The sequence below is a fragment of the Microvirga sp. jy35 genome, from assembly GCF_056148915.1.
Genome location: NZ_JBWBEW010000026.1, coordinates 46,769 through 69,251, shown reverse-complemented (window position 1 = coordinate 69,251; position 22,483 = coordinate 46,769). Strand labels below are relative to the sequence as shown.

Below are 22,483 nucleotides of genomic sequence, written 5' to 3'. Positions count from 1 at the left end.
AAGGACAGGCGCGTGATCTATGCCTTCGGTCACGGGCACTACGGTCTCACCCAGGCCGCTGTTACGGCCCAGATGGTGGCGAACAAGATTGATGGGCGACCGGGCTCCGTCGATGGGAGCCCGTTCTCAGCACGGCGCTTCTGATCCGACCGCTTTGCTCACCAGCGCTGGGCAGGTCCCGATCAAGGACCGGAGGGCTTTGGCTGCGTGACAAAAGCCGTGCATAATCCGGCGTCACTCCTGCAGGATTTCTCATGAGTTCATCCAAACTCCTGGGCAGCCTTGAGCGGCCCGCGCGAGCCGCCGTGATTGGCGCCACGGGAGGAATCGGCTCGGCCATCACGGAGTTGCTCGCAGGGGAGGGTTTCGAGACCGTGCATGCCTTGTCGCGAAGAGGCTTCAGCAGCGAGGGCAGCGTTCGAACGGGCCGCATCGATATCGAACTCGAGCCCAGCATCGCCGCCGCGGCCCAGGAACTCAGGGAAGGCGCGGCCTTGCGCCTTGTTCTCGTCGCAACAGGACTGCTCCATGCCGAGGATTATCAGCCTGAGAAAGCCTATCGAAGCCTTGACCCGGAACTCCTTGCCAGGAGCTTTCGCGTCAATGCCATCGGTCCTGCGCTCGTCGCCAAGCACATGCTCCCCCTGCTGCCGAAGAGCGGAAAGAGCATTTTCGCCGTAATTTCGGCTCGGGTCGGCAGCATCGAGGACAACAGGCTCGGCGGTTGGTACGGCTATCGCGCCTCGAAGGCTGCCCTCAACCAGCTTATGCGCACACTGTCGATCGAACTCAGGCGCCAGAAGCCGGACGCGATCAGCGTGGCTCTTCATCCCGGCACGGTCGACACGGCCTTGAGCCAGCCGTTCCAAAGCGGTGTCGAGAGCGGCAAGCTCTTTGCTCCTGCTTATGCAGCCGAGCGCCTGCTCACCGTCCTGAACAGTCTTTCGAGTGCGGACACTGGAGGGTTCTTCGCCTGGGACGGGCAGAAGATCCCGTTCTAGCTCCCTTCGACCAGCCGCGGCGGCTGTGGCAGATTGCCTTGAACGGATCTCGCATTCAGGGCTGGCGTTGCCTCCACTGCAGGAGAAGCCGCCTTGAACGCCTTCGTATATACCCCGGACCAGACGAGCGAGCCGATCGCACCCAAGCTCTGGCGGCCCAAGCGGGTGCTTGTAACGCCCGCTGCGCTGCAATGGCAGCATGGGCGGGCCATCGTGGAGCGAGCGGCGTCGCTCGGATCCGAAGTCGTCGAGCTGAAGAGCAACCGCCTGACGGGCTTGGCCGGCGACAACGAGCGGCAGAGCTATGTCAATGCCAAGACAACCCTCGCCGTAGTCGTAGCGCCTCCGGGCAAGCTTCGCCTGCAGCCGATTCCGCCGAGCGCTGACTGGCGGGTGGATCTTGCGGAAGGCTGCCCCGCCCATTGCCAGTATTGCTACCTCGCAGGATCGCTCTCAGGCCCTCCGGTCACAAGGGTCTACGCCAATCTCCCCGAGATCCTCGGCAACCTGGCGGACTATGCCGGCAGGGGAGCCGTGACCTCCCGCTCCGTGGAGCGCGTGCATGAGGGCACCACTTTCGAGGCATCCTGCTATACCGATCCGTTGGGAATCGAGCACCTCACCGGTTCGCTTGCCGCAACCATCGTGCATTTCGGATCCTGGCAGGATCCCGTGCAACTCCGCTTCACCACCAAGTATGACGCGGTCCAGCCTCTGCTCGGCATCGCGCACGGCCGACGCACCAGGATCCGCTTCTCCGTCAATGCGAAGCCCGCAGCTCGCTTCGAGGGTGGGACGGCTTCCGTCGCGGCGCGACTGAATGCCCTCAGGATGGCCGCCCAGGCCGGGTACAGAGTGGGCCTGACGATCGCACCGATCATGCCGGTCGAGAACTGGCGCGAGGCCTATGGCGCCTTGATCGAGGACGCCGCTGCCGCAACTCGGGATGTGCCGAATCTCGACCTCTCGGTGGAGCTCATTACCCATAGGTTTACGCCGGGCTCCAAGACAGTCCTGACAGGATGGTATCCGGGCTCGGATCTCGACATGGACGAGCAGGCACGGGCCCGAAAGACAACCAAGTTCAACTCGATCAAGTACGTGTACACCCCCGACATCATGAAGGAGATGCGCAGCTTCTTCGAGAGCACCATCGGAAGCCGTCTTCCGTCCGCTCGGGTCCTGTACTGGACCTGAGAACCGGGATCATCGCGAAACAGCCGCTGTTGATCACGATCAAGGAAATACCGGAATGCCACGTCATGATGCGCAAGACGCTTGCGACAGGTACGGAGGCCCTCATGCTCAGCTGGATCGTTCGTCTCTTGATGATTGCCGCAGGCTTCATGACGAGCTGGTTCGTCGCGAAAGACGCGCCGATCTTCGGCGTGGCTCAGGTCATGATGACACTCATCCTGATCGCGCTCATTGTCGCTGTCGTGGCCTTCTGGCCGGAGCGCTGGACTCTGGCGCTCAACCGCCTTTACCGGCCCCGGTGAAAAATCCCGCGCAGCCGGAGGGCTAGTGCTGAACGCCAAGCGGCCAGGGAGCGAACAGGTTGGGACGCCTCCACAGGACGAAGTGGTCCTGCTCGGCAAGCCTCAGATCACGATCCTTCTCGAGAAGCGCAATCTGCGCTTCGATGGTCTTGAGCTTCCGGTCAAGCTTTGCTGCGCGGCGTGTGTCGGATGCAATAGGTTTTCTTTTTCTGTTCTTCATCTGGCACCTCATGGTCCGAGGGCAGCCTTCGTCCATCCTGCTGAGGAAGACGTCGACCGAGCTTCGGATGGCCATGCTTGTGCCCCCTGCAGATCGTTCGTTGTTTTGTTGATTCGAATCGTACCTGACCAGACTCCCTGCCGTCTGTCAGGAACCCGACACAGGTGCGACATTCCTAAACATGGATTAACCTTTGAAACCGCAATCGGCCCTGGCGGTTGAGAGGGTGGGACGGCTCTCGAAACCAGGGCATATCGTGGCAATCACCGCATCCGGACGACATCATCCATGGCCTGGCTATGTGCTCGGCTTTGCCCTCGGCGGCTTCTTCGATGGAATTCTGCTCCACCAGATTCTGCAATGGCATCATCTCCTGAGCGCTATCAACGGGGAGGACATCCGGTTCCAGGTTGCTGCCGACGGCTATTTTCACGCTCTGATGTACGGGATCGCCGCCGTGGGGCTCTGGATGCTGTGGGCATCGCGTCGCACGCCCGGAGGGTTGTCGAGCCGCCTGCTGCTCGCAGGACTCCTGATCGGATTCGGTGCCTGGCACATCGCTGATGCGGTCCTGTCCCATTGGGTGCTCGGAATTCACCGCATCCGCATGGACACCGGCAGCCCGCTCTTCTGGGACCTTCTCTGGCTGGGTCTCTTCGGTTTAGTGCCGGTGGTCCTCGGGTGGATCATGAGCGGTCCGAGGGATGATGGACCCCGGACCTTCCGCTCGCCGGCACCAGCCCGCACTTTGGCGGTTCTTCTGGTGATCGGCGCGGGAGCTTTGGGGCTCTGGCCCCTCAGAGGCAGCGAATTCACCACAGTGCTGTTCGCCCCCGGCACCGGGCAGAAACAAGTCTTCAGATCACTTGCATCGGTCGATGCGCAGCTCGTGTGGATGGATACCAGCGGCGAACTCGCCGTTGTCCGGATGGACGGAGGACAATCAGGGTGGGGTCTGTTCCGACACGGAGCGATCCTGGTAACCGGGGCCGGGCTTCCCGCAGGCTGCCTCAACTATCTCCGCACCTGATCGCACCGGTCGAGTGTCAGCGCCTGCGCAGACGCTCGATCGCATCCTTGTGCGCGGCGGGATCGACATCGTACTCGGCCGCAAGACGCTTGACCTCGGCCTGCCGCTCCTCTGCGGTCAGCTTCGGGCTGAGGCTTGCGATGGCTGCAAGGAACGAGGCGCCGGCCAGAACGGGGTCACGGCGCCGGGCGGTCTGCTCCCGCTCCTTCTTCAGCTCCGCCTGCCGCTGCTTGTAGGTTTCCAGCGGACCGAAGGCGCGAAGCGCGCGGTTCCTTAAGGCTTGGGTCGGAATTTTGTGCTCTTGGGCAATGTCCTGCAATGTGTCTTCCGGATCCTCTCCCGCCAGCAGGGCTTCCGCGAGTTCTTCCAGCGCCGAAACGAACGGATCCATCATGGCCCCTTTCTTGAATGGTTTGACCGTCAACGGACAATGACCGGTTCGGTTCTCCACCGGGTTGTTGTCGAAGGCTCAGCCTGACCAATAATCCCTCTGGTCGATTCTCACGCGCGTCATTCCCACTCGAACGGAAACTCCCCACCATGGTCGAACAGATGCAGGAACCTACAGATCCCTATCTCTGGCTCGAGGAGGTGGAGGGTCAGGAGGCGCTGGCCTGGGTGCGTGCCCATAATGAGGCCACCAAAGCTGCTCTTTGCGATCCATCGTTCGAGGACGACAAGGCAGCGCTGTACGAGATCTCGACCCGGCCGGACAACATTCCGTTCATCACCCGGCGGCGTGGGCACCTGTACAATTTCTGGCAGGACGCCTCCCATGTCCGCGGCCTGTGGCGGCGAACCACCATGGAGGATTACCGCCGGCCGGAGCCGGCCTGGGAGACGGTTCTTGATATCGACGCGCTGGCGCGGACCGACGGGGAGGACTGGGTGTGGAAGGGCTGCGGCACGCTCCAGCCGGAACAGCGATACGGCCTGGTGAGCCTGTCGCGGGGCGGCGCCGATGCAGCGGTTGTCCGGGAGTTCGATCTCGTCGAGAAGCGGTTCGTGGAGGACGGCTTTGCCCTGCCGGAGGCCAAGGGTGGAGCGGCCTGGCTCGACCCGGATACGCTCCTCGTCTCGACCACCCTTGGCGCGGATGCCGCCACCACCTCCGGCTACCCGCGCACCGTGCGCCTCTGGCAGCGCGGCTCGGACTTCATGCGGGCGCCTGTCCTCTTCGAGGGCGAGTCCAGCGACATCTACATCTCGGCGTCGGTCGATCGCGAGCCCGGTTTCGAGCGCACCTTCTACCGTAGGCAGATCACATTCGAGGAGGGCATCAGCTATCTCGCCCGCGAGGAGGACGAGCCCCTGCTGATCGATCTGCCGCTCGATGCCCGCTTCGACGTGGAGAAGGATTGGCTTGTCGTGAAGCTGAAAAGCGACTGGACGCTTCCGGAGCGCACCTATCCGGCCGATTCTCTGCTGGCGATCGGCTTCTCGCGCTTCCTCGAAGGGGACCGCGAGTTCGAGGTGCTGTTCGAACCCGGGCCGCGGCGCGTTCTCTCCGGCTTCTGGTGGACCCGATCCCGGCTGGTGCTCACAATCCTCGACAATCTCGCGAGTCAGATCTGGCTCGGCACGCCCGGATCGCCGTGGAGCCTGGAGCAGCTGGAGGGGCTGCCGGACACGGCCTCCGTCCATGCCATGTCGCTGGATGCAAGCCAGCTGGAGCGGACCGACGAGTTTCTTCTGACGATCTCGAGCTTCGTCGAACCGACACAGCTCGCGCTGGTGACGGAGGACAAGCGGATCGAGGTTTTGAAGGAAGCGCCTGCCGCCTTCGATGCCTCCGGCCTGGAGGTGACGCGCCACGAGGCTGTCTCTGTGGATGGGGAGCGGATTTCCTATTACCAGATCGGACCGAAGGATCAGGACGAGCCGCGCCCGACCGTGCTCTACGGCTACGGGGGATTCTCGGTCTCGATGACGCCAGGCTATCTCGGCGGCATCGGGAAAACTTGGCTGGAGCGGGGCAATGTCTGGGTGGTGGCCAACATCCGCGGCGGCGGCGAGTTCGGGGCCGCGTGGCACAAGGCCGGCATGCGCGAGGGCAAACGCCTCTCCCACGACGATTTCGCAGCCATCGCTCAGGATCTGGCCGAGAGGGGTGTCACGACTCCAAGACAGCTTGCGGCCTATGGCGGCTCGAATGGCGGCCTTCTGGTCGGAAACATGCTGACCCGCTACCCGGAGCGCTTCGGGGCGATCTGGTGCACCGTGCCGCTCCTCGACATGCAGCGCTACACGCGCCTCCTGGCTGGTCCAAGCTGGGTAGCCGAATATGGCGATCCCGACCGGGCCGAGGATTGGGCGTACATGGCGGGGTTTTCCGCCTACCAGAATCTTGAGAAGAGCCGCGCCTATCCTCCCATGCTGCTCGTCACCTCGCGCCGGGATGATCGCGTCCACCCTGGCCATGCCCGCAAGATGGCGGCCAAGCTGGAAGCAATGACGAAGACGGTCTTCTTCTATGAGCCGGACGACGGCGGCCATGGAGCGGCGAACAAGGAACAGGCGGCCTTCCTGTCGGCCCTGGGCCTGTCCTTCCTGCGGAGAACACTGTCGGATGAAGCCGGTGCTTGAGCCGCAGCTATCCGATCGGCAGGGGAAAACCCTTTGCGGACGGGAGCAGCCCATAGCTGCGACTCCCTTGATATTGCACTCTGCCGTAATCACATAAGCTCAGAGGAAAAACGCGGCACCTCAACATCTCAACTCAGCCCCTCGGCCATCGCGAGAATTGGCCGGTACGGCGTGCATGGCCGCTTGCTGCGGCTATCTGAAAACATCTTCAGCCTTCTGGAGTTTACCCCCAGTCCGTGGCCCATGCCGCCACGACAGGCTGTCCCATGAACGAGGCGTGAACTGCACTGTCCGTGCCCCACCTCCCGGAAATCCGAATGTCCAAGAATTCAAAAAATCTTGTCAGCCTCAACCACCTGCCGGGGATCCTGCTCGCGAGCCAGGCCGAGTGCGAGCGCTGGATCGAAGCGGGACTGATCCCGGTGGCGGAACGCCGGATCGTACAGAAGCGGGGCCGCAGCGTCGAGGAGCGGATGTTCGATCCTGGGCTCGTGGCGCAGCTCGCCGCCGAGGTGCCCGCTTGGCGGGAGCATGGCGGCGGGGACGCGGGCCTGCGCTCCCATGCGCGCCGCAAGGGAGACGGAGCATCCCCAGACCAGCCGCTCGACGATGCAGCGCATCGACGCCGTCAGAGCATCCTCGCGCCTGTCCGCAAAAACACGGGCATCTACATCGCCGAGGACATCCGCCGGATCGAGAGCGGCCGCTGGAAGCCTGAGCGTGTCTTCGCCGGCTACCGTGCCGTGTTCAGCCAGCCCATGCAGGTCCTGCCGGGCAGCGAACCCATAGAAATCGCTTTCGAGTTTGCCTTTGCAGAACCGGTAGAGGTCGCGGTCGTGACCCTGGCACAGGCTCGCGTGGAGCGCGCCGAGCTTGCCGCTGCCTCGGAGGCTCTGGAATCCAGGCTGATCGAGCTGCGCGACGCCACCTTCGCAGCATGCGAGCAGGAGCTGGCGGGCTGGCGCGACGAGCTCGAGACCTATCTCGACGCCTTCGAGGATGCGGATGAGCGGCAGGCTATTCTTGGCGGCATCCGTACCGCTCTCGACAAGCTCGAAAGGATCCATGCGTCCGACAAGGGCGGTCCCGCCGGCGCCGCACGCAAGCTGCGCCAGAGGCTGGACGATTACCGTTCGAAAGCTGCAGCCCGAAGGCTCAGGCACCTGCGTGAGGCGCAGATCCGCGAAGCGTCCGGCTACGAGCGTTACGCGGCAATCTTCCCGATTGCCCGCTCCCTCGACCGCCGCTTCCTGTTTCTTGCGGGGCCAACGAACTCGGGCAAGACCTATGAGGCTCTGAAGCTCGCCCGGGAGGCGGAGACCGCCGAAATCCTGTCGCCTCTGCGGTTGCTGGCTCTCGAGCATTTCGAGCGCATGAGCGAGGAGGGGCTTGCTGCCGGCATGGTGACAGGCGAGGAGCGGGTGCTGCCGGATGGCGCGACGCACATCGCCCGGACCATCGAGACGCTGGATCTGCATCGCGTCGTCGATGTGTGCGTCATCGATGAGGTGCAGATGCTGGGGGATCCCAGTCGCGGCTGGGCTTGGACGCAGGCAATGGTCGGCGCTCCCGCCCGGCTCGTGGTTCTCACCGGCGCGCCGGAGGCGATCCCCCTGGTCGAGCATCTCCTCGCCATGACAGGTGAAACGCTGGAGGTGAAAATCCTCAAGCGCAAGGGCAGGCTGCGCGTGGAAGGCGTACCGGCCAATCTCAACAAGCTGATCCGCGGCGACGCCGTCGTGGCCTTCACCCGCCGCGATGTGCATGACCTGCGCGCCCGTCTCGTACAATCGGGACGCACGGTGGCGACCGTCTATGGTGCGCTGGGTCCTGAGGTCCGCAGGGCCGAGGCTGCGCGCTTCCGCAACGGCGAGGCCGAGATCCTGGTGGCCACCGATGCCATTGGCATGGGGTTGAATATCGGGCCGCTCCGGCGGGTTGTGTTCTCCACCTTGCGGAAATTCGACGGCATCCGCGATCGCCAGCTCACCGCCATGGAGATCAAGCAGATCGCCGGCCGGGCAGGGCGCTTCGGCCACCACGACGAGGGCCTCGTGACGGCTCTGCCGGAGGTCGGGGGCTACGCGCAGGTGGAAAAGATCATCGCCCAGGCGCTGACCGGCGATGCCGGTAAGCTGCGGGGCAAGGCCTATGTTCGCCCGAACCAGGAGACGGTGCTGTCGGCAAGCGAGGTGCTGCAGACCGACAGGCTCGGTCGCGTTCTTCGTCACTTGAACGACACGCTGGTTGCCGGGCACCCCGATCTGCGCATGGCCGATATGGAGGAGATGATCGACCTGGCCACGCTCCTGGATACGGTGGACATGCCTATTCTCGACCGGCTGTCCTATGCGATGGCGCCGGTCGACGGGCGGGAGCAGCTGGCGGTCGAACTGCTGCTCGACTGGGCCCGACAGCATGCCCGCGACGGGCGGGTGCAGGCACCTGATTTCGGTGTGAACACGGACCTCCTGAAGCTGGAGGCACGGGTGAAGATTGCAACCTCTTGGCTCTGGCTCGCCCAACGCTATCCGGATGTCTTCGAGGATGTGGACGCGGTGGTCGACCTGCGCGCGAGCCTCAACGCCAGTATCGAGGAGAAGCTCGTCGCGACCTCCGTGTCGCATCGGCGAAAGCCCGAGGACAAGGCGCGGAGGGAAAGAGGCAAGACCCCGCAGAAGCCGGGAAAGAACCGGCGGCGATCCGATGCGGTTATGGGCGAACCAGACCAGTACCGCGCCAGAAGGCGCTAGGCTGCAAGCTCCTGCTCGACGAGCGCGACCCAGAAGGCAACGCCGGTCGGGATCGCCTCGTCGTTGAAGTCGTAGGCCGTGTTGTGGTGGAGCGCTCCGTCCACGGCAGGGCCGTTTCCTAGCCACACATACGCGCCCGGAGCCGCTTCGCTGAAGAAGGCGAAGTCGTCGCCTGCGGTCGAGGGCTCGAAGTTCGTAACTACCTTGGAGCCGCAGACGGTCTGCGCCGCTCTGAAGGCACGGGCCGTGGCATCAGCATGGTTGATCACAGGCGGAATGCGTCTGCGGAATTCATACAAGATGTCGATGTCGAACATGGCGGCAACGCCTTTGGCGAGGCGTTCGATCTCCGTTTCGAGCTGGTTCCTCACCTCGGCGGAATAGGCCCGCGCCGTGCCACCTATCTCGACCACATCCGGAATCGCGTTGAGCGCCCGCGGATCACCCGCCTGTACGGAGCAGGCGCTCACCACCGCCGGCTGCAGCGGGTTGACCACCCGGCCGACGATCGTCTGCAAGGCAGAGAGGAAGTGCCCGCTCGCAGTGATCGGGTCCTTTCCCAGATGGGGCTTGGCCCCATGGGTGCCGACCCCCTTGAAGGTCACGAACCAGCTGTCCGACGAGGCAAGCTGCGGGCCGACGGTGACCGCCATCTCGTCGATGGCCAGACCCGGCATGTTGTGCAGCCCGTAGACTGCGTCGCAGGGGAATAGGCTCAAGAGCCCGTGCTCCACCATTTTCTTCGCGCCGCCCCGTCCTTCCTCCGCCGGCTGAAAGATGAAATGGATCGTGCCGGAGAAGTTGCGGGTTTTTGCCAGATAGCGAGCCGCTCCGAGGAGAAGCGTCGTGTGCCCGTCATGACCGCAGGCATGCATCTTGCCGGGGAACTTAGACTTGTAGGGACGCTCAGCCTGTTCCGGCATGGCCAACGCGTCCATGTCCGCACGCAGGCCGATGGTGCGCGAGCCGTTGCCCGCCTGCAGGGTGCCGACCACCCCCGTCTTTCCCAGTCCTCGATGGACCTGAAGGCCTGATTCCTGGAGCAGCGAAGCGACGATCGCGCTCGTCCGTTCCTCCTCGAAACCCAGCTCCGGATGGGCATGGAGATCCTGGCGGAGGCTGCGCAGGAATGATAGGTCCGCCTGGATGAGGTCCTGAAGGAGCATCGTGCTGTTGTCCTGGATATGCCGGCTCGAATTGTTCGATACCCCGGCAAGGGACTGCCCACAATCATCCTTCTCGCAACGGACGGACAGGAACGAGCGATGCAGCCCCACGACTTCTGGCAGGAAATCCATCCGCCATCGACCTTCGAGAGTCAGCCGGCGGAGGGGCATCGCGGCTTCTATCCGGCAGAGTTCGAAGACGGACGCCAGCTGCGCCTGCCGATCCGGGAGCTGGCCGATGGAGAGCATGCCCTGGCCTCCCTCATCATCAACCAGGCCGATTTCGCCGTAGAGGACGCGCTCTGCGCCACCCTTGCCGAGGGGGTCCGCTCTTTCAACCCGGAGGTGGTGGTCGGGCTCCCGACGCTAGGGCTAACCCTGGCGAGCGGTACGGCCAAGAAGCTGGGACACAGCCGCTATGTTCCTCTCGGGACCTCCCGTAAGTTCTGGTACCGTGAGGATCTCTCGGTTCCGATGACTTCGATCACCAGCCCGGAACAGGTCAAGAGGCTCTATCTCGATCCGCGCATGCTGCCCGTGATCGAGAAAAAACGGGTTCTGCTGGTGGATGACGTGATCAGCAGCGGACGATCGATCACTGCCGCCCTGGAGCTCCTCGCCTCGTGCGGGATCAGGCCAGTCGCCATCGGCGCGGCGATGCTCCAGACGGATGCTTGGCGGGAGAAGCTCGCGGCCATCGGTCCGGAATGGCCGGACCGGGTGGTCGGGGTGCTGCGGACGCCGCGCCTTAAACGGAAGGCGACCGGCGGCTGGATGCCTGCTTTTTGATTTGCGAGCTTTTTGGGCAGAATGGCTGTAACGTGGGCAATGTCCTTGATGGGCAGGGCTTTCCCACGGCCATGGTTATGTTACATGCCTATGCACCAGGGCAGGAAAAGGCCCTCGATCCGGGTACGGCACAATTTCCTTGAGCAGCGAAACAGTAAAACCTAGGAGATCCTGAGATGGTAGGGCGTTGGTACAAGCCGGTCGTGAGCACGGCCTTTCTTCTGGCGGCGCTGTCCTCAGCCCCGGCCATGGCTCAGAACAAGACCCTGACGATCTCCTGGTGGGGTTTCAACGGCGACAAGCTGGAAGAGATCGTGCTCAAGCCGTTTCGCGCCCAGTGCGGCTGCGAGCTGGTGTTCGAGACCGGCAACAATGCAGACCGCCTGAACAAGATCAAGATCCGCGGCGGCAGCGGCGTCGATGTAGTCTATCTCACAGACAGCTACTCCCAGCTCGGAATCCAGGAGGGCCTGTTCCAGCCTGTCGACCGCTCCAAGCTCCCGAATCTGAACGGCATCTACGAGCTGGCCCGTGCGCCCCAGGGACAGTTCGGCCCGGCCTATACCATTGGGCGTGTCGGCATCATCTACGACAGCGCCAAGGTCAGTGCGCCGATTACCTCATGGAACGACCTGTGGCGCGAGGATCTCAAGCGCCGCGTCTCGCTCCCGGGCATCACCACCACGGCCGGTCCGATGACAGTTCTGGTGGCTGCCAGCAAGGCGGGCGTTGATCCCTACAAGGACGAGAAGGCAGCCTTCAAGGCGATCGAGCAGCTCAAGCCAAACGTGGTGAAGAACTACAACACCGGCTCCGAGCTCGTGAACCTGTTCTCGACCGGGGAGGTCTCCGTTGCCATGGCGCAGGACTTCACCCTGGCCCAGATCCAGGCGGCGGTGCCGACCGTCCGCTGGGCTGAGCTGAAGGAGGGCGACTATGCGACCCTCAACACGGTGAACATCGCCAAGGGCGCGGCGAACGCGGAACTCGCGCACCAGTTCATCAACTTCATCCTGGATCCTAAGATCCAGCAGACGCTCGCCGAGCGAGGCGTCGATGCTCCCGTCGCGACCGCGGTCCAGTTGAAGCCCGAGGAGGCGGCCCGCTGGACCTACGGACCTCAGATGATCTCGTCGCTCAAGCGCCTCGACTATGAAAAGCTCAACGCGGCGAAGAACGACTGGATTGATGCCTGGAGCGAGGTCTTCGGGAAGTAATCCAGCCATCATGACCTCAGGACGTTTCTGGCGCCGCAATGGCGCAACCGGGTGGGCGCTCTCAGCGCCCGCCACGCTCGCCGTCATCGGCTTCCTGCTGATACCCATTGGCGCCGTGATCGCCGGCACCTTCATGGATCCGCGCGGGGTTTTTGCTCCCTACATCTCGTATTTCAACAGCGGCTTCCGCACGACCGTCCTGTTCCGGACGCTCCAGATTGCCGCAATCACGACGGTCATATCCCTCATCTTCGGCTTCATGACCGCCTATGTGGTCTCCCGGGCTCCAGGAAAGCTGAAGAGCCTGCTCATCGTCGCGGCGGTGTTTCCGCTGCTGACAGGCGTCGTCGTGCGCGCCTTTGCCTGGCTCATCATCCTGGGCCGCAACGGCATCCTGAACCAGACACTGCTGGCGCTCGGCATCACCAGCGAGCCGCTCGAGATGCTTTATACGCAGGGGGCCGTCATCATCGGCATGGTCTATCTCTTCGTGCCGCTGATGGTTCTCTCTCTGGTCGGCGTGCTGGAGAACATCCCCAGGGATGTGCTGCAGGCCTCCTCGTCCCTCGGGGCCTCGCCGCTCGCCACCTTCTGGCAGGTGCTGCTTCCGCTCGCGGTGCCTGGCTTGATCGTCGGCGCGGTGCTCGTCTTCACCGGCAGCTTCACCGCCTATGCCACGCCGCAGCTTCTCGGCGGCGAGCGTCAAACCGTGCTCGCAACGCTGCTCCACCAGCGCGCGATGGTGTCCTTCGACTGGGTAGGTGCCTCGACCATCGCGGCCATCATGACGGTGATTACCATCACCATCGTGCTCGCGATGAGTCACATCGCCCGCCGCATCAATCCCATGGCTACGTGATGTCCGATAGACCTCATCCTTTTCTCATCATCGTTGCGGCGCTGGTCTACCTGTTCCTCATGCTGCCGCTGGTCATCGTCGTTGGCGCGGCGCTCAGCGACACAACCTATCTCACCTTCCCACCGCAGGGGCTGTCCCTGCGCTGGTTCGAGAACATCTTCGAGATCAGCGCCTTCCGTCGAACCATCGTGACGAGCCTGCAGATCGCCTTCATGGGAACGCTTCTCGCGCTCCTGATCGGCATCCCGGCCGCTTATGCCCTCAACCGCTTCCGGGTCGAGCTGCCGAAATGGCTGGGAACGCTGTTCGTGCTGCCGATCCTTGTGCCCGAGATCGTCTTCGGCTTCGCCTTGCTGAAGTCGCTGACTGTGGGCACGGGAGTGCCGATCTTCGCGGCTCTCCTCATCGGCCACACGCTCCTTGTGTTGCCTTATGTGGTCCGCGTGATCAGCGCGAGCCTTGCCTCGTTCGACTTCTCAATCGAGGAGGCGGCGATCAGCCTCGGTAGCGAGCGGGTGAAAACGTTTTTCACCATCGTGCTGCCGAACGTGAGGGCAGGGGTTATTGCGGCCTTCATCCTCGCTTTCATCACTTCCCTCAATGACGTGTCGGTGTCGCTCTTCCTGACAGGACCGGGGATCAGCACCCTTCCGATCCAGATTCTCGCCCATGTGGAGCAGTTCTTCGACCCGACCGTCGCCTCCGTCTCCGTCCTGTTGATGTTCCTTACCGTGGCCGTCATGGCGGTGGTTGAGCGAACCCTCGGCCTCACCTTTCTTGCGAAGTAGCTTTCCGTGACACAGCCCCTCGATCTGCAAGCCGTCTCCGCCCATTACGGAACGACCAAGGTCCTCGAAGACCTCTCGCTCTCGGTGCAGGCCGGCGAACTCGTCTCGCTTCTTGGCGCCAGCGGCTGCGGCAAGACCACGACCCTGCGCCTGATCGCGGGCTTTCTCTCGCCGACCGCCGGAACGATCCAGCTTGGGGGGCGCGACCTGACGCGATTGCCGCCTCATAAGCGCGATATCGGCCTCGTCTTCCAGAACTACGCCCTGTTTCCGCATCTATCCGTGCTCGACAACGTCGCCTTCGGGCTCAAGCAGCGGGGAATAGCACCGGCCGAGCGCCGCAAACGCGCCATGGCCATGCTGGAGCGCGTAGGCCTTGCGGCGCTGGCGGATCGGTCGCCCGGAGCGCTCTCCGGCGGCCAGAAGCAGCGCGTCGCCCTGGCGCGCGCCCTCGTCATCGAGCCGCCGCTGCTGATGTTCGACGAGCCTCTCTCGAATCTCGATGCCAAGCTCAGGGTCGACATGCGTGTGGAGATCCGTCAGCTGCAGCGGTCGAACGGCACCACCTCGGTCTATGTCACCCATGACCAGGAGGAGGCTTTCTCTATCTCGGATCGCGTCGCCATCATGAATGCCGGGCGGCTCATGCAGTTCGACCGGCCGGAGGTGCTCTACCGGCGCCCCGCCAACACCTTTGTGGCGCGTTTCGTCGGGTTCGAGAACGTCATTCCATTCAAAGTCACCGCACGCGAAGGCGACATAGTCACTGCGGAAACGGCTGGGGTGACTCTCCGTCTGTCGCAGGCCGCCTACGGCGCCATCCCGGATGCCTTTCTCCTGGCCACGCGGCCCGATGGCCTGGTGGTATCCACCGAACCCTCCGCCGAAGGTCTTCCGGCACAACTGGGTCTGCGGACCTATCTCGGCCGCGCCTATCAGTACCAATGCGAGACTCCTGCCGGCCATCTCGTCGCCAACGGCAGCCTCATGACGCCGCTGGAGGCTGGGACAGGCGTGAAGCTCGTGCCCATGCCGGAGCAATGCACCATCCTCACCGCGGACGGAGGGCAGTGATGGCGTCGATCCTCATCAGGAACGCCTGCCTGCTCCCCATCGACGACACAATGAGCGTCATCGAAGGCGGGTGGATCCACATCGAGGGCAGCACGATCCGGGCGCTGGGCTCCGGCGAGCCCCCGCAAGTGGATGGGGTGGAGATCATCGACGTGGACGGCGACGTGCTCATGCCCGGCATGGTCAACCCCCATGCCCATCTGGCGATGACCCTGTTCCGCGGCCTCGGCGAGGATGTGGATGACCGGCTCTTCCGCTATGTGCTGCCGATGGAGCGCAAGTTCGTCACGCCGGAGATGGTGCGCGTGGGCACGCTCCTCGGCGCGCTCGAGTCCATCGAAGCCGGGGTCACCACCGTCGCCGACATGTATTATTACGAGACGGAGGTCGGGCGCGCTCTGGACCAGGCAGGTGTGCGTGGGGTTGTCGGCCAGACGCTGGCGACCTTCGATCCGCCGGACCACAGGAGCATCGACGAGGGGTTCGGGCTTGTCGAGGAACTCGTCTCTGAATTCGCCGGCCATGACAGGATCATCGCATCCATCGCACCTCATGCGCCGTATTCGACCGATATCGACGTAATGGCGCGGGTCGCCCGCTGGGCTGAGGCGCATCCTGCGGTGCCTGTGCAACTCCATCTCGCCGAGATGGACAGCGAGATGGAATGGTGCCGCAAGAACCATGGCCTGCGTCCGGTCGCGGTCGTGGAGAAGGCGGGGCTCCTCATTCCCGGTCTGATCGCGGCTCACTGCCTGCACGTCGATTCGTTCGAGATCGAGCGCATGGCTAAAGCCGATGTACGCGTTGCCCACAATGCCCGCTCGAACGCCAAGGCGGGGCGTGGGATCGCCCCGATCGAGGCTATGCGGGCGGCAGGCATCAAGGTCGGCATTGCCACCGATGGCCCCATGAGCGGCAACACGCTGGACCTGTTCAGCCAGTTCGGCCCTGTCTCCATGTTCCAGAAGCTGCTCGGCCACAGCCGCAAGCCCATGCCGGCAGCCCAGGTGATCCGGATGGCGACGCTGGAAGGCGCTCAGGTGTTGGGCCTCGACAGACGCATCGGTTCTCTGGAACCAGGCAAGCAGGCCGATCTCATCCGTATGGACCTGTCCGCGCCGCGCCTGCAGCCGGTCTACGACATCTACGCCACCCTCGTGTTCTCAGGTATGCCAGGAGATGTGCAGGACGTGATGGTGGGTGGGCGCTGGATCATGCGCGGCCGCCAGGTGCAGAGCCTGGAACGCAGAAAAATCCTGCGCGATGCTGGACAGATCGCGACCGCGTTCAAGGCCGAGATGGCCCGAATAGACGCAGCGGGATGAAGCTTACCAGACGACCGGGTGCGTTTGCCCTGTCGCCACATTGACGAAGCCCTGCGGAGCGGCCTCGCACGGCGCGACCAGAACCCAGCGCCACGGGGCGCAGGTGAGAGTGGCGAATTGCAGCCGCTCGGGGAAGCCCGGATACCAACGTGGCGAGAACGTAGGCTCGTAGAGCCACTCGATGTTTTCCGCAGCTGCATAAAGCTGCTGCATGTCGGCGTCCAGCTCTTCGGCTGGTCGCTGGGTCATCAGCCCGCCGATCTCGTAACGCACCTCGGCCAGAACCCTTCCGCCGCTCACAAGCACCCAGCCGCCGCCGATCTCTGCCACACGGTTCGCTACCATCGCCATGGCTTCGTCCGAGGAACCGACGATCCAGAGGTTGTGCTTGTCATGCGCGACCGTGCAGCCCACCGCCGTGTCGGGCGTCTTGGGCCCGCAGCCGAGCCAGAACATGCGCGAGGTTCTCGCCTCTCCTGAGAAGCGGTCGACGATGGCGAACTTGGTGATATTGCGGGCAGGATCGCGCTGAACCGCGCCATCTTCGACCGGCAACTCCGTGGTGATGAAGTCGTCATGCCAATGGAAAGGTCGCAGCAGCGCCGCCTGCATCGTGGCTCGTCCAGGCTCAGCTGGGATCACGAAATCGTCAGGCTCGATCCTGCGCTTGATATTGACCGTATCGGACGCCCAGTCAGGCCAGTTGATGGAAGGTAAGGCGCCAATATATTCTGTGCCTCCGGAGACACGCTGACCGTCGGCCCACACCTCGGCGATGGAGAGCTTTTCGATATCGTCGATCAGTACGATGTCGGCAAAGCGTCCGGGCGCGATGCTGCCGACCCATGGAGTCAGGCGCATATGGCGCGCCGGGTTGATGGTCACGCACTGGATCGCGATCTCAGGCAGGAGACCTGACTGTATCGCGAGGCGCACATTGTGGTCCGTCGCGCCTATCCGCAGTGTGTCCGAGGCGCTGCGGTCGTCGGTGGCGAAGGCCACCTGCGACCAGTCGGAAAGACCGCGTTCGAGCAGGCCCTGAATGATCTCCGGCATGGAATGCGGCCGGATCTCGATGAAGATGCCGTGGCGCAGCTTGTCCCACACCTCCTCTGCGGTCCAGCCTTCGTGGTCGGACGCAAGGCCTGCTGCCGCAAAGGCGTTGATGGAGCCGAGATCCCGTAGACCCGCGCCGTGGCCTTCCACCACGCCGCGCTTTTCGAAGGTGGCCTGGATCATGCCCCACAGTCGCTTGTGCGACGGGTTCTCCGGGTTCCACACGGCAGGCCAGTCCATCACCTCGTCGAGGCCGGCGACCATGAGGCTCTGCTGGAGAAAACTCGCCTGCTCGTCGTAGCCATAATGCCCGCCCCCCCATTCATAGGCCGTGGGCGGCACTGCCGAGCCGGGGAGCGGGAAGATCTTCATGGGCGAGCCGTGCCGGCGCGCCGTGAGCCAGAATTCAAGATTGTGCGGACCATCCACATTCGAATATTCGTGGCTTGCCTCGCAGGTCCAGGTATTGCCTCGCGGCAGAACTAGGGCGGCCTCGAATTCCGGCGTGATATGCGAGCTTTCGATGTGCTTGTGCACCTCACCGAACCCGGGAGCGGCGGCGAAATCCGAGCGATCCTCCCGCGCGAGGGCCGTTCCAGGAAACGCTCCCGCGGGTCCGGTCCAGGCTATGCGCCGACCCCGGATGGCAATTTCCTGATCCACCGCCCAAGTGCGGGCGTGAACGTCGAGCAGCCGCCCGACGCGCAGGAGCCTATCCGCCGGCCGCTTGCCGAGTGCGACCAAGACGAGATCCTGACGGACCTTCACTTCGTCTGCGGCATTCACCAGGAGGTCGTCGGGAAGCGAAGCGGAACGGGGCACGGCGCACCTGTGGCTATGGTCAAACGCGGTCCGCTGGCGGATAAGAAACCGAACTGACCCGAAAGGTTTCTACCCTGATCATGCCCTCCGCAAAACCCCGCCTGACCGTCATCGACACCGATCCCGGCATCGACGATGCCATCGGGATCCTCCTCGCACTCGCCTCGCCCGACTTCACCATTGCCGGGATCATGACGGTGGCAGGCAATATCGGCATAGAAACCACCACGCGCAACGCAGGCCGCCTTCTCGCGTTCGCCGGCCGAAATGACGTTCCGGTGTTCCAAGGGGCCGCCACTCCGCTGTCGCGCATGGGACCTGAGCCGCTGAACCTGCATGGTGAGGACGGAATCGGCGGGGTTGCCTTGCCTGACCCCGCCAAGCTCCCCGAAACACTGCGCGCCGTGGAATGGCTGGCGGATTTTCTGCTCGGCCAGCCGGCCAGCACCGTAGACGTGCTCGCCCTCGGACCGCTCACGAACCTGGCCTATCTCTTTCTGGAACGGCCTGAAGCCGCAAAGCGCATTGGGCGGATCATCGCCATGGGCGGCGCGATTCATGAGCACGGCAATGTGGGGCCACATTCCGAGTTCAACCTGTGGGCCGATCCAGAGGCGGCCGCGGTTGTTGTCACCTCCGGACTGCCTCTCGTGCTCATCCCCCTCGACGTCACCCGACGCGTGCGCGCTACTCGTGAGTTCGTGGAGACGCTGTCCGCGAGCGGAAAACCCGTGGCCGCTATGGTGGCCAGCCTCATCGAGTCCTATTTCGAGGCCACCACGAACCGGGAGAGCCGTCCTCTCCACGATCCCTGCGTGATGTTGTACGCTCTCTCATCCGATCTCTTCCAAGTTGAGGAACTCCGCCTCAGCGTCGACATCGGAGGTGCCGAGACGGCCGGAGCGGTCACGATCAATCCAGGGGGGAGCCCTGTGAAAGTGGCTCTCCGCGTCGACGGTGCCGCTGCGCTCGAGCTTCTCGCTCGATGTCTCACCGGCGTCCAGACAAGTGCCTTCCAAGGAGATACTGGGAAAACGTCATGACGCAAGAGCCAGCGAAACCAGGTCCGGAACTGGACGAGGAAACCATCGAATTCGCTCAGCGCGTGTTCCAGCTTGCGAGGGCGGGGCAGGTGCAGGAGCTCGGAGACCTTCTCCGCATGGGATTGCCGCCCAACCTGCGCAACGACAAGGGCGACTCGCTCCTGATGCTGGCGAGTTACCACGGGCATGCCGAGGTTGTGAGGCTTCTGCTGCAGCATGGCGCCGATCCGGAACTTGCCAACGACCGTGGGCAGACGCCTCTCGCCGGAGCAGCCTTCAAGGGCGACGTGGCATCTGTGGAGAGCCTTCTCGAGGGAGGGGCCGACGTGAACGGCCGGGGTGACGGCGGCAAGACCCCGCTCATGGTCGCGGCCATGTTCAACAGAACTGGGATTGTCGAAATGCTGCTGGCGCGTGGCGGCGATGTTCAGGCGCGAGACGCCGGCGGGCTCACGGCTGAAGCCCTGGCAAGTGCCATGGGTGCTACGGACACGGCGGAACTACTGGCACGTCAAGCCTAGTCTTCCAGGAAATCCGAAGGTTCAAGCCGGTTTGTGCGCGGTCAGAAGACCATAGCGCATCGAGCCGGTCAGATAGGCGATCCAGATTCGCGGAACGCTCAGGGCGAAGACACGGTTCTTGGCGCGCACGTCCAGCAGGTAGAGTCTGTATTGCGGATGGGTGATGAGTTTCCTTGCGACCTGCCGCGTGCAGAGCGCCCAGGTGCGCCGAACCCTGTCACTGAGGTCTTCGAACCCATCGACGGTCAGGCCGGCTGTGCTGGCCCAAGCGCGATATTCCGTTTCGCTGCCCATCCCCGGCAGGCGACCCTCGCGGCAGATCGGCTCCAGCAGATAGCGTTCCTCCCATGAGCGTACCTCCTCACGGGCCAGCCAGGCATAGACGGCAAACCGGCCGCCGGGACGGAGGGTGCGAAACGCCTCGTCGAAGAACCGCTGCTTGTCCGTCATGTGCTCGGAACTCTCGATCGCGATCACATGATCGAAGGTCCCGTCCCCGAACGTGTTCTCAAGCCAGTCCTGGCAATTGAAGTGCAGCAGGGGTGATGCGTCGCTGCGAGACTGCGCCTGCCGAAGCTGTGCGGATGAAAGCGTGATGCCGGTCACGCGGACATCATGGCGACGCGCGATCCATTCTGCCGTTGCGCCATAGCCGCACCCGACATCGCAGATATGCTGGCCCGGCTGCATGTCCAGTCTATCTGCCAGATGCGCCACAAGGGCTTCGACCGCCTGGTCGGGCGTTTCCTGCCCGCTCGTCCAGAGACCGTGATGGACGTGCTCGCCCCAGATCTCCCGGTAGAAGGGGTCCAGTTCGTCGTAATGCTCCGCGACGGCCGCGGAAGTCTGCACCTCTCGGGGCACGATCATGGCAGGGCGAGCGCTCGCTGCATGGAGGCCTCCCGAATGCGGGTGAATGCTGCGACCAGCTGTATGAGGGACGGCCATGTCCGACAGAGGGAAAAGAGCGCCAATTGTCCCGGTCCGAAGCGGGCAGCCCTGTTGAGCACGAAGGCAAGCCGAACCTGACGCTGGATGTCAGAGGCCATCTGCCGATGGAAATCCGTGCTGGCGCGACCATCGCGAAGATGCATCGATGCCGCGAGGTACCCGCTGTGCAGGGCTATCGACATCCCCTCGCCGGTGAAGGACGGGATCACGCCCATCTGATCCCCGAGGCGGAAAAGTCCCTGGGGCTCAGTCCGCTGTGGGCGATGAACATAGCCATAGGGGATCTGAAATATGGAGAGGGGTCTCTCGAAAAGCACGAGAGCGCCTCGCAGCCGGTCGGACAGAGGCTGGCACTCACAGGTGATCTGTTCGACCAGACTGTTCCAGCTCTTGCCGACCCGTTCGAAACGATCCTGGGTCACGACCAAGCACAGATTGGCGATGCCATCCTCGATCAGCTGCAGCCCGGCATAGCCTTCTTCGAACAGGATGATCTCGATGGCGCCATCGAGGGAGGTTCGCTGCTCCTCTGACAGCCGGTAATGCATCTTGAAGCCGATGAGGTCATTGATGGAATCTGAGACCGGCCGTTTCATGCCTCTGACATCGTGCTTGCCACTGGCTAGGAACAGCGTCTGCGCTCGGATCGTGCCGAATGGACCCGCATCGATCCGAGTGCCTGTTTCATCGGCGGCAAGGGACCGCACGGTCACCCCTCGCTCGACCCGCGTGCCGTGCGAGATAGCCTTTCCCAGCAGCGCCTCGTCCAGAATCCTGCGGGAGAGGCCGCGGGCCATGAAGGGCAACTCGGCATCGGTCTGCTTCCCGCGGTGATGCAGGCGAAGATGCGAAATCCTGCTCGCACCCAGATCGTCGAGGTCGATGCCGAGATGGCTAAGATAGATCTGAGCCTCGACACTCAGGAACTCGCCGCAGACTTTGTGTCTGGGCTCCAGATCGCGCTCGAGGAGAAGCGCAGAGCGTCCTTCCTGGCCCAGGACGCAGGCGGCCGAGGCGCCTGCAAGCCCGCCGCCGACGATGACGATATCCTCGCGGCGGTTGCGGCTCATTTGAGCCGGCTCACGCAGAGGCGGAAGGGGATGTGCCAGCGGATCTCCGCCGCGTCAGTCGCGAGACCCGCAGCATTCAGGATCTTCTCCCAATCCTTCTTCCGAAAGCTTCGAGCGATGGACACGGGCCCGTCGTGCTGCACGAAGCGGTGCCAGCGGGCCAGGCGGGCGAGGGTGCCGAAGGCGTGGAATGGAACGGGATGGCGATGTAGATCGGCAATGTACCAGCCGCGCGCCGCCACCTGCTCCATCCAGCGGATGAAGATTGCCAGCTCCTCATTCGACATGTGATGCGTGGTCTGAGAGCTGATCACGAAGTCGATCGGCTGTTCGGGCTTGTAGTCGAAGACATTGCCCGTTCGGTACTCGAGGGAGACGCCAGGAGGTGTGGCGGCCCGGGCAATCGGCTCGCTCATGGGATTGAGGTCGACCCCGATAAGATCGTCGGCGCGGCCCTTGCGGCGGCTCCAGGCATGAATCCTGCGCAGAAGATCGCCATAGCCGTATCCGACATCAAGAACCGTCACGCGCTCGTTAGGTGCGAGGCTGCGCGTCGCATGGTCGAGCCATCTCAGGATGGGGCCATGGGTCAAGGTCAAAGCATTGACCGTGGCGAGATCCCTCAGGCAGGCACGGTAGTCCTCGAAGCCGACCACCTCCGTGTCCATCAACTCCGTTTCAAGACTGCGCTCGACGAAGCTGCGGCCCATGGC

At 63.6% G+C, this 22,483-nt stretch carries 21 protein-coding genes; 14 read left to right on the top strand and 7 right to left on the bottom strand.

The genetic code is table 11. The features are described from left to right. Positions 1-254: 254 nt before the first annotated feature. From AC0QTX_RS18140 to AC0QTX_RS18130, 3 genes are all read left to right on the top strand, one after another. Positions 255-1,001, top strand: a complete 747-nt coding sequence (locus AC0QTX_RS18140) for an SDR family NAD(P)-dependent oxidoreductase (RefSeq protein ID WP_474605217.1) — start codon at positions 255-257, stop codon at positions 999-1,001. Between the two features lie 93 nt (positions 1,002-1,094). Next, positions 1,095-2,198 (top strand): spore photoproduct lyase family protein, encoded by a 1,104-nt coding sequence (locus tag AC0QTX_RS18135; RefSeq protein WP_474605216.1) that lies wholly within the window; start codon positions 1,095-1,097, stop codon positions 2,196-2,198. Positions 2,199-2,263: 65 nt separating this feature from the next. Next, complete coding sequence (locus AC0QTX_RS18130) at positions 2,264-2,500, top strand: hypothetical protein (RefSeq protein WP_474605215.1); 237 nt, start codon at positions 2,264-2,266, stop codon at positions 2,498-2,500. A gap of 22 nt (positions 2,501-2,522) precedes the next feature. Here AC0QTX_RS18130 and AC0QTX_RS18125 read toward each other — a convergent pair whose 3' ends face one another. After that, on the bottom strand, positions 2,523-2,720 hold the full coding sequence (locus tag AC0QTX_RS18125; RefSeq protein ID WP_474605214.1) for a hypothetical protein: 198 nt from the start codon (positions 2,718-2,720) through the stop codon (positions 2,523-2,525). A gap of 193 nt (positions 2,721-2,913) precedes the next feature. Between AC0QTX_RS18125 and AC0QTX_RS18120 the strand changes: the two genes are divergently transcribed. Continuing rightward, positions 2,914-3,750, top strand: a complete 837-nt coding sequence (locus AC0QTX_RS18120) for a DUF2243 domain-containing protein (RefSeq protein ID WP_474605213.1) — start codon at positions 2,914-2,916, stop codon at positions 3,748-3,750. Positions 3,751-3,766: 16 nt separating this feature from the next. On the opposite strand, the gene AC0QTX_RS18115 is transcribed toward AC0QTX_RS18120, so the two are convergent. After that, the gene (locus AC0QTX_RS18115) at positions 3,767-4,144 is read right to left on the bottom strand and encodes a hypothetical protein (protein ID WP_474605212.1); all 378 of its coding nucleotides are present in this window, start codon (positions 4,142-4,144) and stop codon (positions 3,767-3,769) included. A gap of 146 nt (positions 4,145-4,290) precedes the next feature. On the opposite strand from AC0QTX_RS18115, the gene AC0QTX_RS18110 reads away from it, so the two are divergent. Next, positions 4,291-6,336, top strand: coding sequence for a prolyl oligopeptidase family serine peptidase (locus tag AC0QTX_RS18110; RefSeq protein WP_474605211.1), 2,046 nt, complete (start codon positions 4,291-4,293; stop codon positions 6,334-6,336). A gap of 317 nt (positions 6,337-6,653) precedes the next feature. Continuing rightward, the gene (locus tag AC0QTX_RS18105; protein WP_474605210.1) at positions 6,654-9,089 is read left to right on the top strand and encodes a helicase-related protein; all 2,436 of its coding nucleotides are present in this window, start codon (positions 6,654-6,656) and stop codon (positions 9,087-9,089) included. Here AC0QTX_RS18105 and AC0QTX_RS18100 read toward each other — a convergent pair. Continuing rightward, on the bottom strand, positions 9,086-10,255 hold the full coding sequence (locus AC0QTX_RS18100) for a M20 aminoacylase family protein (RefSeq protein ID WP_474605209.1): 1,170 nt from the start codon (positions 10,253-10,255) through the stop codon (positions 9,086-9,088). The two genes, AC0QTX_RS18105 and AC0QTX_RS18100, sit on opposite strands and share 4 nt — an antisense overlap. Before the next feature lie 99 nt (positions 10,256-10,354). Here AC0QTX_RS18100 and AC0QTX_RS18095 point away from each other — a divergent pair, with 99 nt between their 5' ends. From AC0QTX_RS18095 to AC0QTX_RS18070, 6 genes are all read left to right on the top strand, one after another. Next, complete coding sequence (locus AC0QTX_RS18095) at positions 10,355-11,044, top strand: phosphoribosyltransferase (protein ID WP_474605208.1); 690 nt, start codon at positions 10,355-10,357, stop codon at positions 11,042-11,044. Positions 11,045-11,220: 176 nt separating this feature from the next. After that, a complete protein-coding gene (locus AC0QTX_RS18090; RefSeq protein ID WP_474605207.1) occupies positions 11,221-12,261 on the top strand; it encodes an ABC transporter substrate-binding protein in 1,041 nt (346 codons plus the stop codon). A 10-nt stretch (positions 12,262-12,271) separates the two neighbouring features. Then, positions 12,272-13,120, top strand: coding sequence for an ABC transporter permease (locus tag AC0QTX_RS18085; RefSeq protein ID WP_474605206.1), 849 nt, complete (start codon positions 12,272-12,274; stop codon positions 13,118-13,120). After that, positions 13,117-13,908, top strand: a complete 792-nt coding sequence (locus tag AC0QTX_RS18080) for an ABC transporter permease (RefSeq protein ID WP_474605205.1) — start codon at positions 13,117-13,119, stop codon at positions 13,906-13,908. The genes AC0QTX_RS18085 and AC0QTX_RS18080 overlap by 4 nt, the downstream gene beginning before the upstream one ends. A gap of 6 nt (positions 13,909-13,914) precedes the next feature. Then, on the top strand, positions 13,915-14,982 hold the full coding sequence (locus AC0QTX_RS18075) for an ABC transporter ATP-binding protein (protein ID WP_474605204.1): 1,068 nt from the start codon (positions 13,915-13,917) through the stop codon (positions 14,980-14,982). Further along, positions 14,982-16,307: an amidohydrolase family protein gene (locus AC0QTX_RS18070; RefSeq protein ID WP_474605203.1), complete on the top strand. Its 1,326-nt coding sequence runs from the start codon at positions 14,982-14,984 to the stop codon at positions 16,305-16,307. The genes AC0QTX_RS18075 and AC0QTX_RS18070 overlap by 1 nt, the downstream gene beginning before the upstream one ends. A gap of 3 nt (positions 16,308-16,310) precedes the next feature. On the opposite strand, the gene AC0QTX_RS18065 is transcribed toward AC0QTX_RS18070, so the two are convergent. Beyond that, positions 16,311-18,185: an adenine deaminase gene (locus AC0QTX_RS18065; protein ID WP_474605202.1), complete on the bottom strand. Its 1,875-nt coding sequence runs from the start codon at positions 18,183-18,185 to the stop codon at positions 16,311-16,313. Between the two features lie 80 nt (positions 18,186-18,265). Here AC0QTX_RS18065 and AC0QTX_RS18060 point away from each other — a divergent pair, with 80 nt between their 5' ends. Continuing rightward, positions 18,266-19,228 (top strand): nucleoside hydrolase, encoded by a 963-nt coding sequence (locus AC0QTX_RS18060; protein WP_474605201.1) that lies wholly within the window; start codon positions 18,266-18,268, stop codon positions 19,226-19,228. Then, positions 19,225-19,749, top strand: coding sequence for an ankyrin repeat domain-containing protein (locus tag AC0QTX_RS18055; protein ID WP_474605200.1), 525 nt, complete (start codon positions 19,225-19,227; stop codon positions 19,747-19,749). The genes AC0QTX_RS18060 and AC0QTX_RS18055 overlap by 4 nt, the downstream gene beginning before the upstream one ends. Before the next feature lie 21 nt (positions 19,750-19,770). Here the strand turns inward: AC0QTX_RS18055 and AC0QTX_RS18050 are convergent, their stop codons facing one another. From AC0QTX_RS18050 to AC0QTX_RS18040, 3 genes are read right to left on the bottom strand one after another with little or no spacing between them, the layout of a single operon-like run. After that, the gene (locus AC0QTX_RS18050) at positions 19,771-20,619 is read right to left on the bottom strand and encodes an SAM-dependent methyltransferase (protein WP_474605199.1); all 849 of its coding nucleotides are present in this window, start codon (positions 20,617-20,619) and stop codon (positions 19,771-19,773) included. Beyond that, a complete protein-coding gene (locus AC0QTX_RS18045) occupies positions 20,616-21,770 on the bottom strand; it encodes an NAD(P)/FAD-dependent oxidoreductase (protein WP_474605198.1) in 1,155 nt (384 codons plus the stop codon). Before AC0QTX_RS18045 ends, AC0QTX_RS18050 begins: the two co-directional genes overlap by 4 nt. Continuing rightward, positions 21,767-22,480 carry a methyltransferase domain-containing protein gene (locus tag AC0QTX_RS18040; protein ID WP_474605197.1) on the bottom strand — a complete coding sequence of 238 codons (714 nt, stop codon included), beginning with the start codon at positions 22,478-22,480 and terminating at the stop codon, positions 21,767-21,769. The genes AC0QTX_RS18045 and AC0QTX_RS18040 overlap by 4 nt, the downstream gene beginning before the upstream one ends. Positions 22,481-22,483: the final 3 nt, after the last annotated feature.